Origin of the sequence: Pseudomonas aegrilactucae (assembly GCF_019168305.1) — a bacterium.
GTDB lineage: Bacteria > Pseudomonadota > Gammaproteobacteria > Pseudomonadales > Pseudomonadaceae > Aquipseudomonas > Aquipseudomonas aegrilactucae.
Map to the genome: position 1 here is coordinate 15,167 of NZ_JAHTBI010000018.1, position 14,022 is coordinate 29,188.

The 14,022-nt window shown below is 66.6% G+C and carries 14 protein-coding genes; 12 read left to right on the plus strand and 2 right to left on the minus strand.

Annotated elements, in window-relative coordinates; translation table 11 throughout:
* Positions 1 to 33: 33 nt before the first annotated feature.
* From KUO17_RS06595 to KUO17_RS06630, 8 genes are all read left to right on the plus strand, one after another.
* Complete coding sequence (locus KUO17_RS06595; protein WP_217974427.1) at positions 34 to 486, plus strand: MarR family winged helix-turn-helix transcriptional regulator; 453 nt, start codon at positions 34 to 36, stop codon at positions 484 to 486.
* On the plus strand, positions 483 to 2,573 hold the full coding sequence (locus KUO17_RS06600; RefSeq protein WP_217974429.1) for an FUSC family protein: 2,091 nt from the start codon (positions 483 to 485) through the stop codon (positions 2,571 to 2,573). Before KUO17_RS06595 ends, KUO17_RS06600 begins: the two co-directional genes overlap by 4 nt.
* On the plus strand, positions 2,570 to 2,782 hold the full coding sequence (locus tag KUO17_RS06605) for a DUF1656 domain-containing protein (RefSeq protein WP_163951244.1): 213 nt from the start codon (positions 2,570 to 2,572) through the stop codon (positions 2,780 to 2,782). The genes KUO17_RS06600 and KUO17_RS06605 overlap by 4 nt, the downstream gene beginning before the upstream one ends.
* The gene (locus KUO17_RS06610) at positions 2,779 to 3,654 is read left to right on the plus strand and encodes an efflux RND transporter periplasmic adaptor subunit (RefSeq protein WP_217974431.1); all 876 of its coding nucleotides are present in this window, start codon (positions 2,779 to 2,781) and stop codon (positions 3,652 to 3,654) included. The genes KUO17_RS06605 and KUO17_RS06610 overlap by 4 nt, the downstream gene beginning before the upstream one ends.
* Entirely contained in the window at positions 3,651 to 5,051 is a 1,401-nt protein-coding gene (locus tag KUO17_RS06615) for an efflux transporter outer membrane subunit (RefSeq protein WP_217974433.1), read from the plus strand. The genes KUO17_RS06610 and KUO17_RS06615 overlap by 4 nt, the downstream gene beginning before the upstream one ends.
* A gap of 152 nt (positions 5,052 to 5,203) precedes the next feature.
* Positions 5,204 to 5,662 carry an aminoacyl-tRNA deacylase gene (locus tag KUO17_RS06620; protein WP_217974434.1) on the plus strand — a complete coding sequence of 153 codons (459 nt, stop codon included), beginning with the start codon at positions 5,204 to 5,206 and terminating at the stop codon, positions 5,660 to 5,662.
* A gap of 63 nt (positions 5,663 to 5,725) precedes the next feature.
* Complete coding sequence (locus tag KUO17_RS06625) at positions 5,726 to 5,968, plus strand: DUF2789 domain-containing protein (protein WP_217974435.1); 243 nt, start codon at positions 5,726 to 5,728, stop codon at positions 5,966 to 5,968.
* Between the two features lie 69 nt (positions 5,969 to 6,037).
* Complete coding sequence (locus tag KUO17_RS06630; RefSeq protein ID WP_217974436.1) at positions 6,038 to 6,676, plus strand: NADH:ubiquinone oxidoreductase subunit N; 639 nt, start codon at positions 6,038 to 6,040, stop codon at positions 6,674 to 6,676.
* A gap of 3 nt (positions 6,677 to 6,679) precedes the next feature.
* Here KUO17_RS06630 and KUO17_RS06635 read toward each other — a convergent pair whose 3' ends face one another.
* Together KUO17_RS06635 and KUO17_RS06640 are read right to left on the minus strand one after the other, a co-directional pair.
* Positions 6,680 to 7,120, minus strand: coding sequence for a CBS domain-containing protein (locus tag KUO17_RS06635; protein ID WP_217974437.1), 441 nt, complete (start codon positions 7,118 to 7,120; stop codon positions 6,680 to 6,682).
* Positions 7,121 to 7,225: 105 nt separating this feature from the next.
* Complete coding sequence (locus KUO17_RS06640) at positions 7,226 to 7,852, minus strand: LysE family translocator (protein ID WP_217974438.1); 627 nt, start codon at positions 7,850 to 7,852, stop codon at positions 7,226 to 7,228.
* 122 nt (positions 7,853 to 7,974) lie between these two features.
* Between KUO17_RS06640 and KUO17_RS06645 the strand changes: the two genes are divergently transcribed.
* The 4 genes from KUO17_RS06645 (at position 7,975) to KUO17_RS06660 (ending at position 14,013) form a co-directional block, all read left to right on the plus strand.
* On the plus strand, positions 7,975 to 9,396 hold the full coding sequence (locus KUO17_RS06645) for an aminotransferase-like domain-containing protein (protein WP_217974439.1): 1,422 nt from the start codon (positions 7,975 to 7,977) through the stop codon (positions 9,394 to 9,396).
* Between the two features lie 62 nt (positions 9,397 to 9,458).
* Complete coding sequence (locus KUO17_RS06650; RefSeq protein ID WP_217974441.1) at positions 9,459 to 11,456, plus strand: TonB-dependent receptor family protein; 1,998 nt, start codon at positions 9,459 to 9,461, stop codon at positions 11,454 to 11,456.
* Positions 11,457 to 11,712: 256 nt separating this feature from the next.
* Complete coding sequence (locus KUO17_RS06655) at positions 11,713 to 13,485, plus strand: ShlB/FhaC/HecB family hemolysin secretion/activation protein (RefSeq protein ID WP_255263447.1); 1,773 nt, start codon at positions 11,713 to 11,715, stop codon at positions 13,483 to 13,485.
* A 9-nt stretch (positions 13,486 to 13,494) separates the two neighbouring features.
* Positions 13,495 to 14,013: a toxin-activating lysine-acyltransferase gene (locus KUO17_RS06660; protein WP_217974443.1), complete on the plus strand. Its 519-nt coding sequence runs from the start codon at positions 13,495 to 13,497 to the stop codon at positions 14,011 to 14,013.
* The last annotated feature ends 9 nt before the right edge of the window (positions 14,014 to 14,022 follow it).

Here is a 14,022-nt window from a genome sequence, read left to right on the forward strand (position 1 = left end):
TAGTTAGCAAACTATGAATTCTGATCCTTGCCCATGAATCTTGACGCACTGCAACTGAACACCAGCAGCGGCATGGTCGCGGCCAGCCGGCATTGGCGCCGCATCTGCCAGGCGACGCTGGCCGGCTATGGTATTTCCGAAGCCTGCGCGGTGCCGTTGCTGATGATCGTGCGCCTGGGCGATGGCGTGCACCAGGTGGCCGTGGCCCAGGCCGCGGGGCTGGAGAGCCCGTCGCTGGTGCGCCTGCTCGACCAGCTGTGCAACGCCGGGTTCGTCTGCCGCAGCGAGGCACCGGGCGACCGGCGTGCCAAGGCGCTGAGCCTGACCCCCAGTGGCCGGCGCCTGGCCGAAGCCATCGAGACCGAACTGGTGCGCCTGCGCCGCGACGTGCTGGCCGACATCCCGCCCGCCGACCTGGAAGCGGCCCTGCGCGTGATACGTGCCTTTGAAGACGCAGCGCAGCGCTCGCCGGGCGGGCCCGCGTGAAAGCCTTCTTCAGCTCCATGCCACCTGCGCGCGACTGGTTCTATGGCGTGCGCACCTTCGCCGCCTCCATGATCGCGCTGTACATCGCCCTGCTCATGCAACTGCCGCGTCCCTACTGGGCGATGGCCACGGTATACATCGTCTCCAGCCCGTTCGTCGGGCCAACCAGTTCCAAGGCCCTGTACCGTGCCCTGGGCACCCTGCTGGGCGCGGCGGGGGCGGTGTTCCTGGTGCCGCTGCTGGTGCAGACACCGGTATTGCTGACCTGCGCCATCGCCTTGTGGACCGGTACCTTGCTGTTCCTCTCGCTGCACCTGCGCACGGCCAACAGCTACGCCCTGATGCTGGCCGGCTACACCCTGCCGATGATCGCCCTGCCGGTGGTGGACAACCCGCTGGCGGTGTTCGACATCGCCTCCTCGCGGGCGCAGGAGATCTGCCTGGGCATCGTCTGCGCGGCGGTGGTCGGGGCGATCTTCTGGCCGCGCCGGTTGACCCCGGTGGTGGTCGGCGCCACCGGCAACTGGTTCGCCGAGGCGATCCGCTACTGCGACACCTTCCTCGCCCGGCACACTGCCCCCGATACCGTCGCCAGCCTGCGCGCCTCGATGGTCACCACGTTCAACTCGCTGGAAATGATGATTGGCCAGTTGTCCCACGAAGGCGCGCGCCCGCAGACGGTCAAGAACGCCCGCGAGTTGCGCGGGCGCATGATCCACCTGTTCCCGGTGATCGATGCGCTGGACGACGCCCTGCTTGCCCTCGAAGGCCGTGCACCGGCTCAGGCAGCGCAGCTCAAGGGCGTGCTGCACGAGGCCCGTGGCTGGTTGCAGGCCAGTGCCGAAGACGCCTCGGTGCAACGCTGGACGGCCCTGCGCGACCAGCTCGAACGCCTGCAGCCGAGCGTGGCCGAGCTCGACGAGCGGCCCGGCCTGCTGTTGTCCAACGCGCTGTACCGGCTGGGCGAATGGATCGACCTGTGGCAGGACTGCTGCAGCCTGCAGCACGCCATCCGCAGCGAAGACCTGTCGCCGTGGCGCGCCGTCTACCGGCACTGGCGTCTGGGCCGGCTGACGCCGTTCTTCGACCGTGGGCTGATGCTCTACTCGGTGTTCTCGACCTTTACCGCGATTCTCGCCGCCACGGCGCTGTGGATCCTGCTCGGCTGGCCCGACGGCGCCAGCGCGGTGATTCTGGCGGCGGTGGCGTGCAGCTTCTTCGCCGCCATGGACGACCCGGCGCCGCAGATCTACCGGTTCTTCTTCTGGACCACGCTGTCGGTGATCTTCGCCAGCCTCTACCTGTTCCTGGTGCTGCCCAACCTGCACGACTTCCCGATGCTGGTGCTGGCCTTCGCGCTGCCGTTCATCTGCGTCGGCACGCTCACGGTGCAGCCGCGCTTCTACCTGGGCACCTTGCTCACCATCGTCAACACCGCCTCGTTCATCAGCATCCAGGGCGCCTACGACGCGGACTTCCTGGCCTTTGCCAACGCCAACCTGGCCGGTCCCGTGGGCCTGCTGTTCGCGTTCATCTGGACCCTGGTGGTGCGCCCGTTCGGCGTGGAGCTGGCGGCCAAGCGCCTGACCCGCTTCAGCTGGCACGACATCGTCGGCATGACCCGCCCGGCGACGCTGGCCGAACACCGGCGCCTGGGCGTGCAGATGCTCGACCGCCTGATGCAGCACCTGCCGCGCCTGACCCAGACCGGCCAGGATACCGGCAGTGCGCTGCGTGACCTGCGCGTGGGGCTGAACCTGCTCGACCTGCTGGCCTACATGCCGCGTGCCACCGCGCCGGCGCGCGCGGCGCTGGAGCAGGTGACCGGCGAGGTCGGCGCGCACTTCCAGGCGTGCCTGCGCGCCCGCCAGCGCCTGCATGCACCGCCCGCACTGCTGAACGACATGGACCGTGCCCGCCGCGCCCTGAACCTGCAGGCCATGGCCGACTGCGGCGAAACCCGCCTGCACCTGCTGCACGCTTTGAGCGGCCTGCGCCTGGCGCTGCTGCCGGGGGTCGAAGTGGTGCTGGAGCCGTCCGATGATCAACCGCAACTGCCCTACGGCATCGATGGAGCCCCCCTGTGATCGGTGAAGTGGATATCAGCGGGGTGTTCCTGCCCACGCTGCTGGTGATGATGGTGTTCACCTACCTGCTGTTCCTGGGCGTGCACGCGCTGCTCACGCGGGTGCATTTCTATCGCCTGGTCTGGCACCGGGCGCTGTTCAACGTTGCGCTCTACGCCGTGCTGCTGGGCACGCTCGACCACTTTTGCCGAAGCCTGATGCTGCCATGAAAAAACCCTTGCTGACCCTGGGCCGCGTGGTCCTGACCCTGCTGGTCGTCACCCTGGCCACCGTGCTGGTGTGGCAGATGGTGCTGTACTACATGTTCGCCCCCTGGACCCGCGACGGGCACATCCGTGCCGATGTGATCCAGATCGCGCCCGACGTTTCCGGGCTGATCCAGCAGGTGGCGGTGCGCGACAACCAGGTGGTCAAGCGTGGCGATGTGCTGTTCAGCATCGACCAGGACCGCTTCCGTCTCGCCCTGCGCCAGGCCCAGGCAACCCTGGCCGAGCGCAGCGAAACCCTGGCCCAGGCCCAGCGCGAGGCGCGGCGCAACCGTGGCCTGGGCAACCTGGTGGCGCAGGAGCAGCTTGAGGAAAGCCAGTCGCGCCAGGCCCGTGCGCAGTCCGCGCTGGCCGAGGCGCAGGTGGCGGTGGATGCGGCACAGCTCAACCTGGACCGCTCGGTGGTGCGCAGCCCGGTCGACGGCTATCTCAACGACCGCGCCCCGCGTGCCCATGAGTTCGTCACTGCCGGGCGCCCGGTGCTGTCGGTGGTCGACAGCGACGCGTACCACGTCGATGGCTATTTCGAAGAGACCAAGCTGGCCGGCATCCACATCGGCCAGGCCGTGGACATCCGCGTGATGGGTGACAACACCCGCCTGCGTGGCCGGGTGCAGAGCATCGCGGCCGGCATCGAAGACCGTGACCGCAGCAGTGGCGCCAACCTGCTGCCCAACGTCAACCCGGCATTCAGCTGGGTGCGCCTGGCGCAGCGGATTCCGGTGCGCATTGCCTTCGACGAAGTGCCGGCCGACTTTCGCATGATCGCCGGGCGTACCGCCACGGTGTCGATCATCGAGGGTACGGCGCCATGAAACGCCTGGCGCTGGTAGGCGCGGGGTTGCTGCTGTCGGCGTGCCAGATGGTCGGGCCGGACTACAGCGTGCCCAAGGGTGCGGCAGTGAACCGCACCGACCTGCAGGGTGCACTGCGCAGCGACGCCGACAGCGTGGTCTCGGCGCCGGTGCCCGCCGACTGGTGGCACCTGTACCAGGATCCGCGGCTTGATGCGCTGGTGGCCCAGGCGCTGGCAGCCAATACCGAACTGCGCGTAGCGGCGGCGAACATTGCGCGGGCGCGGGCCCAGGTCGAGGAAGCCGAGGCCCAGGGGGGGTTCAATGGCGGGGTCAAGCTTGGCGCGCAGCGCTTGCAGGAGTCGGGCGAAGCCTTCCTGCAGCCGGACAAGGTGCCGGTGGCGAACATTGGCGAAGCGATTCTCAGCGCCTCGTACCAGTTCGACCTGTGGGGCACGCTCAAGCGTGGCGTCGAGGCCGCACAAGCGCATGCCGACGCCACCCAGGCCGCGGCGGACACTGCGCGCATCACCCTGGTGGCGGATGTGGTGCGAGCCTACACCCAGGTGTGCGCGGCCAACGAGGAATACCACATTGCGCGACAGTCGCTGGACCTGCAGGAGCAGAGCGTGACCCTCACCCAGCGCCTGCGCGATGCCGGGCGTGGCGATGAAACCCAGGTCACGCGCACGCAGACCCAGTTCAAATCGTTGCGCGCCGAGCTGCCGCGTTACCAGGCCATGCGCGAGGCGGGGTTGTACACCTTGTCGATGCTGTTGGCCAAGCCGCTCGAGCAGCTACCGGCGGGCACTGCGCAGTGCGCCGAGCTGCCGCACCTGGCGCAGTTGCTGCCGGTGGGTGATGGCGCGGCGCTGCTCAAGCGCCGGCCCGACATTCGCCAGGCCGAGCGCAGCCTGGCGGCGGCCACCGCGGGTATCGGCGTGGCCACGGGCCAGTTGTACCCGGACATCAGCATTGGCGCGCAGGTGGGCACCATTGGCATCCTGGAGAACCTTGGCAAGCCGGCGACCAATCGGTGGGGCTTTGGCCCGTTGCTGACCTGGACCGTGCCGACCAATGGTTCGCGCGCGCGCATTCGCGAGGCTGAGGCGTCGACCCAGGCGGCGCTGGCGCAGTTTGATGGTGTGGTGCTCAATGCCATCCGTGAAACCCAGACCAGCCTGGCGCAGTACAGTGCGTTGCTGGACCGGCGCGATGCGTTGGCCGAGGCTGAACGTTCGGCGCAGTTGGCGGCCGACCAGACGCATCGGTTCTTCAAGGCTGGGCGTGAATCGTTTCTGGCGGACCTGCAGGCCACGCGCACCTACACCGACATGAGGGCGCAGTTGGCGGCGGCCAACACCCAGGTGGCGGTGGGTCAGATCGGGTTGTTCCTGGCGTTGGGTGGGGGTTGGTAGAGTGCAGGGTGGGGTGCATCCTGCCCCACTGAGGTCTGCGGCCAGCCCAGGTGGCTCGGCGTCAGGCCCGCATGAAGTTTAGTCCGGCGCACACCCGCGCCACTGCCTAAACTTTAATCACCCGGACAACCACGCCGGGGAGGAGGCGCATCATGCGTATGGCAATCACCGTGCAGCGGCACCTGGACAAGGCCCACTGCGATTACGACATCGTTCCCCACCCGCATTCCCACACCAGCCTGGAGTCGGCCCGCTCGGCCGGCGTACCCGCCGAACGGGTGGCCAAGTCCGTGCTGCTCGACGACCGGCATGGCAACTACCTGATGGCAGTCTTGCCAGCCAACCGCCACCTGGACATGAGCAAGCTGCAGGCGACCGGGTTCTGGCAACTGACCCGCGAAAGCGGCTTGCCGCACCTGTTCGAGGACTGCGAGCGCGGGGCAATACCGGCAATGGGCGAAGCCTACAAAATAAAAATGCTGATCGATCCGACCTTGACCCGCCAGGACGATGTCTATGTGGAGGCAGGTAACCATGACTACCTGATCCACATGAGCATGGAGCACTACCTGAAACTGGTGCCTCACGCCGAAGTGCGCGAGGTCAGCTGACGATCATCAACCCGGCGTCCGGCCGGCATCGTGGATGCCCGGTCTGGCGCGAAGGAGCGACCCATGGAAGCAACCACCCACACATTTGCCGATCTGTTCAAGCAGCTTGGCCTGCCGGACGACGCCGTGAGCATCGACCAGTTCATTACCAGCCACTCGCCGCTCCAGGGCGATGTAAAGCTGGTGGATGCGCTGTTCTGGACAGATGCGCAGCGCCAGTTCCTGAAAGAGTCGATCCTGGAAGACGCCGACTGGGCAGTGCAGTTCGACCAACTCAACGAAGCCCTGAGAAGACCCCGCAAATAAACGCCGAGCGGCACCTGTACCGGCGGTTGGCGTTGCTATGCTCAGAAAAACAAGAAGGGGATGGCGCCAATGAAAGATCCCTATGCACCTGGCTTCTGGGCGGCCGTGACCGCACTGGGGCTGCTGACCGCCGGTTATTTCTATGGTGTGCGCCAGCTGTACCAGCTGGTGGAGGCCATGCATTTCATGTACGCGGCCGCCGCCGTGATCGGCGCGCTGGCCTTGACTGCGCTGGCCTGGAGCAGCTGGCAGCAGCTCAAGGTGCGCAAGCGCCAGCTCGAACAGGGCCGCACGCTGGTGGCGATCTGGAACGCCAAGGTCGCGCTGCGCCGCGTCGAAACCGTGTTCGACCGCTATTTCTGGGGCAGCTACTGGCAGCCAGGGCGTACCTTTCAGGAAGTCATGGGGGAACTCGAAGGCACACCGCTGGAGCAAAGCCTGGAGGCGCTCAAGCGCCAGTGCCAGCAGCTCGACCAGCAAACCCGTGGCCGCCACCGCTACTGGCTGAACAACGCCCGCGAGCTGTCCAGCGTGGCGACCGCCATGGCCCGCGAACGCTACCAGCTCGACCTGTGCGACTCGCAGCAGAGCGCCGGGCGCGGCAGCGCAGTGCTCAACCGCGACCTGGAGGTGCTGGTGTACACCTGGTCGGCGCGCCTGCGCAGCTTCGACCACCAGCTCGACGAGCTGGAGGGCGAATACCGCTGAAGGTCACTCCCCGCGAATGTATTGTTCCAGTTGCAGGATCAGGTTGGCCTGTTCGGCAATCGAGGCCTTGACCAGGTCACCGATCGACAGCAACCCGAGCAACTGGCCATTCTCTACCACCGGCAGGTGACGCAGGTGGCTGTTGGTCATCAGGTTCATGCACACCTCCACGCTCTGGTGCGGGTCCACCGTCACCACCGGTGCGCTCATGATGTCGCTGACCGGCGTGCCCACCGACGAGCGGCCCTTGAGCACCATCTTGCGTGCATAGTCACGCTCGCTGATGATCCCGACCACCTTGCCGTCATCGACCACCGGCAGCGCGCCGACATTCTTCTCGCCCATCACCATCAGCGCTTCGAGCACGGTCTGGTGCGACTTGATGGTGTGCACCTGGTGGTGTTTCTCGTCTTTGGAGCTCAGCAGTTCTTTCACGGTTTTCATGTGAAGCCTCGGCGGTGGATAAGCGGCGACGACAGATAGCTTAAGAATCGTGCACGCAGGCCCACTCGGCAAGGTTGAAAACGCCATCGGTCCGATTGAAAAACGTCATGTACCGTCAAAGCCGCGCAGCAGCATCAGCGCCACCCCCACCAGCAGCACGGCCGTGGCGCGTTGCAGCAGGCGCCGGCGCGCCGGCTGCTGCAGCACATGGCGAATACGCTGGCCGAAGTAGCAGTACAGGCAGCCGCTGGCGAACTGCAGCAGCAGGAAGGTCAGGCCGAGCACGGCGATGTCCGTCGTCTGGCTGGCGAACTGCGGGAACACCGCGCTGAACATCAGGATGCTCTTGGGGTTGGACAGGCCGGTCAGCAGGCCCTTGGCGAACAGTGCGCGAAAGCCCTCCAGCGCCGCCCCTGCGCCTTCATCCAGCGCCAGCCCCGTGCTGTTCCATTGCCGCCACGCCAGGTACAGCACATACGCCACCCCCAGCGCCTGGATCAACTGGCGCACCAGCGGGTAACCCTGGATCAGCGCCGAAAAGCCCAGTGCAAAAATCAGGATCGACAGCAGGTAGGCAACGCTTGCGCCCAGCTGCGCGGGCAGCGACTGGCGCAGCCCGGCCTTGAGCCCGAGGCTGAGCAACAGCAGCGTCATCGGCCCGGGGCTGAAGGTCATGCTGGCGCAAAACACCAGAAAGTAGCTGAAGGAGGAGGGTGTCAGGCCGATGCTCATGGCGGTGCTCACAGTTCAAAGGCCGCAGTCTAGGGGGCACACGTCAGTGCTGGCAGGCCAACCCGCGGCCAACTGGCCCACACTTTACTGGTAGGATTACCGGTAAACCTGTGGAGGTGTACATGCCGTTGCCCGCGATCGAATTTCGCCCTGGAACGCCCAAGGTCCAGCAGATCGCCGAGGCCTGGGCGCGTGCCATCGAGGCCGGCGACCTGCCAGCCGGCAGCCGCCTGCCGCCGGTGCGCGAACTGACGGTGCAACTGGGCGTGAGCAAGTTCACCGTGATCGAGGCGCTGGACCGCCTGCGGGCGCGCAACCTGATCACCTCCAGCCAGGGCCGCGGGCATTTCGTCGCCAACCGGCACGCACCCCGGCTGCCGGGCGCCGAGACCGATTGGCTGCCGCAAGACCTGGCCAGCGTACTGCGCCGCTCCTTGCTGGCCGACAGCAGCAGCCTGCGCCCGGGCAGCGGGCACCTGCCGCCAGACTGGCTGGACGACGCCAGCCTGCGCCAGGCGCTGCGCACGGTGGCACGCGCCACGCGCCTGCGCATCGCCGGCTACGGCGCGCCGGCCGGATACCTGCCGCTGCGCCAGACCCTGCAGGCGCGCTTGCACAGCCAGGGCATCGCCGCACCCCTGGAACAGATCGTCACCACCAGCAACACCGTGCAGGCGCTGGACATGCTGCTGCGCCTGCTGCTGCGCCCGGGTGATTGCGTGCTGCTCGACAGCCCGTGCTACTTCAACTTCCACGCCAACCTCGCGCTGCATGGGGCGCGCATCGTGACCCTGGAGCGCGGCGCCGAGGGCCTGGACCTGGCGCACCTGGAACAGTTAATGGTGCAACACCGGCCCAGGCTCTACCTGACCACCAGCGTGCTGCACAACCCGACCGGGCATTCGTTCAGCCCCGGCCAGGCGTTCTCGCTGTTGCAGCTGGCGCGCCAGCACGACTGCCACATCATCGAAGACGACCTGTATGCCGACCTGCACCCGCAGCCCCCGGCACGCCTGGCGGCGCTGGCGGGCCTGGAGCAGGTGACCTACGTGTCGGGTTTCTCCAAGACCTTCAGCGCCAATGCGCGGGCCAGCTTCGTGGTCGCTGCGCCGCAACTGGCCGCCGGCCTCACCCACATGAAGTTGATGAGCGGGGGCATCACCAGCGAGCTGCTCGAACAGGTGGTCGGCCAACTGCTTGCCGACGGCAGCTACGACAAGCACCGCAAGCGCCTGCAGTTGCGCTTGCAGGAGGCGGCCGGGCGCGTCGAACAGCGTTTGCGCGCGTTGGGCTGCGAGCCGCTGCAGGCGTATGCCGGCGGCCTGTTCATCTGGGTGCGGCTACCCGCCGGTTGCGACAGCGAAGCCCTGGCCCGTGCCGGTCTGGCGCGTGACATGCTGCTCAGCCCCGGCAGCCTGTTCGGCCCTGCCCCGGCGCTGCTGGGGTGTATGCGCTTCAACGTCGCCTACAGCGATGACCCGCAGGTGTGGTCGGTGCTGGCGGTACTTTTGGACAGTACTGCTACCCGGGCATCTGCGTTATAACGTCCCCTCACACGCGTTGGCGCCGGTGTGCAGCACCCGCGCCCTCTCTACAAGGATTCCCCATGTTGTCACGGCGGCCCTCCGTCCTCACCCTCCTGTTGCTCGGCTGCGGTTATGCGAGTGCTGACAGTGTCGACCTGGCACCGCTGGAAGTGACCTCCACGCGGGTCACCTCCGAATGGCTGCAGACCCCGGCCGCGGTCAGCTCGGTGAGTGTCGCCGACAAGCCCGGCGAGCAGATGCTGACCCTCGACAGCCTGCTCACGGCGGTGCCCGGCACCGTGGCGCAGAGCCGCTACAACATGGCCCAGGGCATGCGCCTGTCGATCCGCGGCTTTGGCGCGCGCTCCAGTTTCGGCATGCGCGGCATTCGCGTGCTGGTGGATGGTGTACCCCTGACCATGCCCGACGGCCAGACCGAAATGGACGGCGTCGACCTGGGCCTGGTGGAGAACATCGAAGTGATCCGCGGCTCGGCGTCGACCCTGTACGGCAACGGTGCGGGCGGTGTGCTGGCGATCAAGACCCGCGAGCCGTCGCTTGAACCGCGTTCGAGCGTGGACATCAGTGGCGGCGCCGACGGCTATCGCCGCGTGCGCGCCGAAACCAGCGGCACCTCGGGCAACCTGGGCGGCCTGCTGGCGCTGAACGTGACCAACCTGGACGGCTACCGCGAACACGCGGCCTCCGAGGCGCGCAACCTCACCGGCAAGCTGCGCTGGCAGGCTGACGCGGGCGAATTGGGGGTCACTTTCCAGGCCCTCGACAACCGTTCCGAAGACCCCGGCGCGCTGACCCTCGCCCAGGTGCGTGACCAGCGCAGCCAGGCGCGCCCGCAAAGCCTGCTGTTCAACGCCGATGAACAGATGAATCAGCAGCGCCTGGCCGTCAACTGGACCAGCGAACTGAGCGAAACCGACAGCTACCAGTTGCGCACGTGGGTGGGCCGTCGTGACTTCGGCAACCGCCTGCCGCTGCGTGCGGGTGGGCAGACCACCTACGAACGGCTGTTTGCCGGTGTGGGCGGGCAGTACACACACCGGGCCAACTGGTTCGGCCTGGGCCACCAGCTCACCACCGGCATCGACATCGAGCAGCAGCGTGACGACCGCGAGCGGCACAACAACGAAGTGGGCGGGCACACGGGCGACCTGACCTTGCGCCAGCGCGAAAAGGCCGGTGGCTACGGGCTGTACGTGCAAGACAGCATCGACCTCACCGAGCGCCTGCAACTGACCCTGGGCGGTCGCTATGACGCCACGCGCCAGTCGGTCGACGACCGCTTCTCCAGTGATGGCGATGCCTCCGACGCCCAGCGTTTCGAAGACTTCAACTACAGTGCCGGCCTGAGCTATCGCCTGACCGAGCACACCCAGGCGTATGCGCGCCTGGCCACCTCGTTCGAGACCCCGACGCTCAACGAGCTGAGCAACCCGACGGCGGGCGGTTTCAACACCGGCCTGCAACCGGCGCGCGCGCTGACCCGCGAGCTGGGGGTCAAAGGCGAGTGGGACGACCTGCGCCTGGAGGCGGTGGTGTACAGCATCCTGCTCAAGGACGAACTGGTGGCGCAGAGCAGCGACCGTGGCAACACCTACAGCAACGCCGGCAAATCCCGGCGTGACGGTTTCGAGCTGAGCGGCGAATACCGGCCTGTGGATAACTGGCGCCTGTCGATGGCCTACAGCTACAACGACTACCACTACACCCGCTTTGAAGGCCATGACGACAACCGCCTGCCGGGTATTCCCCGGCAGACCCTGTTCACCGAAGTGGGCTACGAGTCGGCTGCGTTCTATGCGCGGGTCAACATGAACGCCTATGGCCCGCAGTATGCGGACAACGCCAATGAGGCGCGGGTGGCCGGCAACGCCTTGTTCAACCTGCGGCTGGGCAAGGTGCTCACGTTGCAGGGGCAGGCGCTGGAACCCTATCTGGGCGTGGATAACCTCACCGATCGTCGTTACTACGACAACGTGCGTATCAACGATACAGGGGCGCGTTACTACGAGCCGGGTCCGGGTCGCACCTTGTACGCCGGCATACGCGCCAGTTTCTGAGGCCGCCACCCAAGCACCGGCTGGTGCCGGGTGGCCTGCCGGCGCTCTGCGATCAGCCAAGGCCCTTCTCATTCCGCCAAACCTTGAACCCCATCACGTTTCAACCGATTGGCACGCAACTTTATTCCGAAACCACCATCAGAGGGTTTCGGTAGGGGTTGTAGGACAATTCGTTGCTCGCTCCTTCGCGTTTACACGCCGTCGCTTGGCGACCCCTAGTCCGCATTTCTGAATTCTGGCCCCACAAGGATGTGCCATGCTGCCGATCGCCCGTTGCCGGGCGTTGATGATGAGTGTCGCCCACTGTTTCGTCAGCGCTTCGCGCCCCACCCCTGTTGCCGCTCTACTGCTGGCCATGTTTGCCAGTGCTGCAAGCGTGGGCAGTGTCGCGCAGGCAGCAGGCCCCGATGCCGAACTGCTGCGTCAGCGTGAGCGTGAACGGGTGCAGCGCGAGCAGCTCGAAGCCCGCCCCGACGTGCGCCTCGAAGCGCCCCTGGCCGACGAAGGCGATGGCCGCCTGCCCCTGCGTGAAACCCCCTGCTTCCCGATCCGCCAGGTACGTCTGGTGGGCGATGCCGCCGAGCGTTTCCAGTGGGCCCTGCGCGCCGCAAACCCCAAGGATGACCCGGCCGCCGGACGCTGCCTGGGCGCCGCCGGTATCAACCTGACGATGAAACGCATCCAGAACGCGATCATCGAAAAAGGCTACGTCACCACCCGCGTACTGGCCGAGGCCCAGGACCTCACCGGCGGTGAGCTGACCCTGACCCTGATACCCGGGCGCATCCGCGACATTCGCTTTGACGCTGGCACCAGCACCCGCGCCAATGCCTGGAACGCCCTGCCGGCGCATTCGGGTGACCTGCTCAACCTGCGCGACATCGAGCAGGCCCTGGAAAACTTCAAGCGTGTGCCCACCGCCGAAGCCGATATCCAGATCGCCCCGGCCCAGGCCAGCGACGCCGCCCCTGGCGAAAGCGACATCGTGATCGCCTGGCGGCAGGCCTTCCCGGCACGGCTCAGCCTGTCTGTGGATAACTCCGGCAGCAAGGAGACCGGCAAGTACCAGGGCAACCTGGCGCTGTCGCTGGACAACCCGCTCTCGCTCAACGACCTGTTCTACGTCAGTGCCACCCACGACCTGGGCGGCGGCGAGTCGGGCAATCGCGGCTCCAAAGGCAACACCCTGCACTACTCGGTGCCCTTCGGTTACTGGCTGCTGGGCTTTACCAGCAGCGAGTACGACTACCACCAGAGCGTGGCCGGCGAAAACGAGACCTACCAATACCGTGGCGAAACCCGCAACAACGAACTGCGCCTGTCGCGCCTGCTGTACCGCGATGCCGTGCGCAAGACCACCGCCTGGGGCAGCCTGTGGACCCGTACGTCGGAAAACTTCATCGACGACACCGAAATCGAATTGCAGCGTCGGCGCATGGCCGGGTGGGAAGCCGGCCTCAGCCACCGCGAATTCATCGGTGCCTCGACCCTCGACCTGAGCGCCGGCTACCGTCGTGGCACCGGTGCACATCGTGCGTTGCAGGCCCCGGAAGAGCTGACCGGCGAAGGCACCTCGCGCTCCAGGATCATCAGTGCCGATGCCCAGTTGCAGGTGCCTTTCGTCGCCTACAACCAGCGCCTGCGCTACATCGGTGGCTGGCGCGCGCAGTGGAACCGCTCGGCGCTGGTGCCGCAGGACCGCTTCTCCATCGGCGGGCGCTACACCGTGCGCGGCTTCGACGGCGAAAACATTCTTTCGGCCGAACGCGGCTGGACCCTGCGCAATGAAATCGGCCTGGCCCTGGGCGATACCGGCCAGGAGCTGTACACCGGCGTCGACTACGGCGAAGTCAGCGGCCACTCCAGCGACTACCTGGCGGGCAAGCGCCTGGCCGGTGCGGTGGTCGGTCTGCGCGGTGGCTACAAGGCACTGTCGTACGACTGGTCATGGGGCACGCCGCTGAAGAAACCCGACGGTTTCGAAACGGCCAACATCACCAGCGCCTTCACTGTTTCCCTGTCGTTCTGAGGCCCCGCCATGCGTTTTGATCGCTTCGACATCGTCGCCCCCGGGCTGTTTGACGAACCCTGGAACGAGGCCACCGTGCTGGGCTCGGCAACATGGCTGTGGATGCATTCCAGCGCGCACCGCGAGGCGCCCTTGCACAGCCTGGCAACCCTGTTGCTGCCGGCCCTCAAGCATCGCCAGTTCGTGCTGGGCAGCGAGGCCGGCAAGCCGGTGTTCTACCTGTCCTGGCTCAACCTCAGTGCCGCCGCCGAACAGCGTTACATCACGCAATCGCCGCTTGAGCTGGCCGATGCCGACTGGAACAGCGGCGAGCGCCTGTGGTTCAACGACTTCATCAGCCCGTTCGGCCACACCACCGACCTGGCGCGCCTGCTACAGCGCCAGCTGTTTCCCAACCGTTGCATGCGTTCGCTCGACCACCACGGTGAAGAACGCGGGCTGCGGGTCAAGACGCACATGGGGATCGGTGTGATCCCCGAGCAGGCCAACGCCTGGTTTGCCGCCCACCCGCTGGAACTCACAGCGTAATCCGACTGC

Coding starts and splice junctions, on each gene's coding strand:
- KUO17_RS06595 (WP_217974427.1), top strand. CDS start 34: ATGAATCTTGACGCACTGCAACTGAACACCAGCAGCGGCATGGTCGCG.
- KUO17_RS06610 (WP_217974431.1), top strand. CDS start 2,779: ATGAAAAAACCCTTGCTGACCCTGGGCCGCGTGGTCCTGACCCTGCTG.
- KUO17_RS06615 (WP_217974433.1), top strand. CDS start 3,651: ATGAAACGCCTGGCGCTGGTAGGCGCGGGGTTGCTGCTGTCGGCGTGC.
- KUO17_RS06620 (WP_217974434.1), top strand. CDS start 5,204: ATGCGTATGGCAATCACCGTGCAGCGGCACCTGGACAAGGCCCACTGC.
- KUO17_RS06625 (WP_217974435.1), top strand. CDS start 5,726: ATGGAAGCAACCACCCACACATTTGCCGATCTGTTCAAGCAGCTTGGC.
- KUO17_RS06630 (WP_217974436.1), top strand. CDS start 6,038: ATGAAAGATCCCTATGCACCTGGCTTCTGGGCGGCCGTGACCGCACTG.
- KUO17_RS06635 (WP_217974437.1), bottom strand. CDS start 7,120: ATGAAAACCGTGAAAGAACTGCTGAGCTCCAAAGACGAGAAACACCAC.
- KUO17_RS06640 (WP_217974438.1), bottom strand. CDS start 7,852: ATGAGCATCGGCCTGACACCCTCCTCCTTCAGCTACTTTCTGGTGTTT.
- KUO17_RS06645 (WP_217974439.1), top strand. CDS start 7,975: ATGCCGTTGCCCGCGATCGAATTTCGCCCTGGAACGCCCAAGGTCCAG.
- KUO17_RS06650 (WP_217974441.1), top strand. CDS start 9,459: ATGTTGTCACGGCGGCCCTCCGTCCTCACCCTCCTGTTGCTCGGCTGC.
- KUO17_RS06655 (WP_255263447.1), top strand. CDS start 11,713: ATGCTGCCGATCGCCCGTTGCCGGGCGTTGATGATGAGTGTCGCCCAC.
- KUO17_RS06660 (WP_217974443.1), top strand. CDS start 13,495: ATGCGTTTTGATCGCTTCGACATCGTCGCCCCCGGGCTGTTTGACGAA.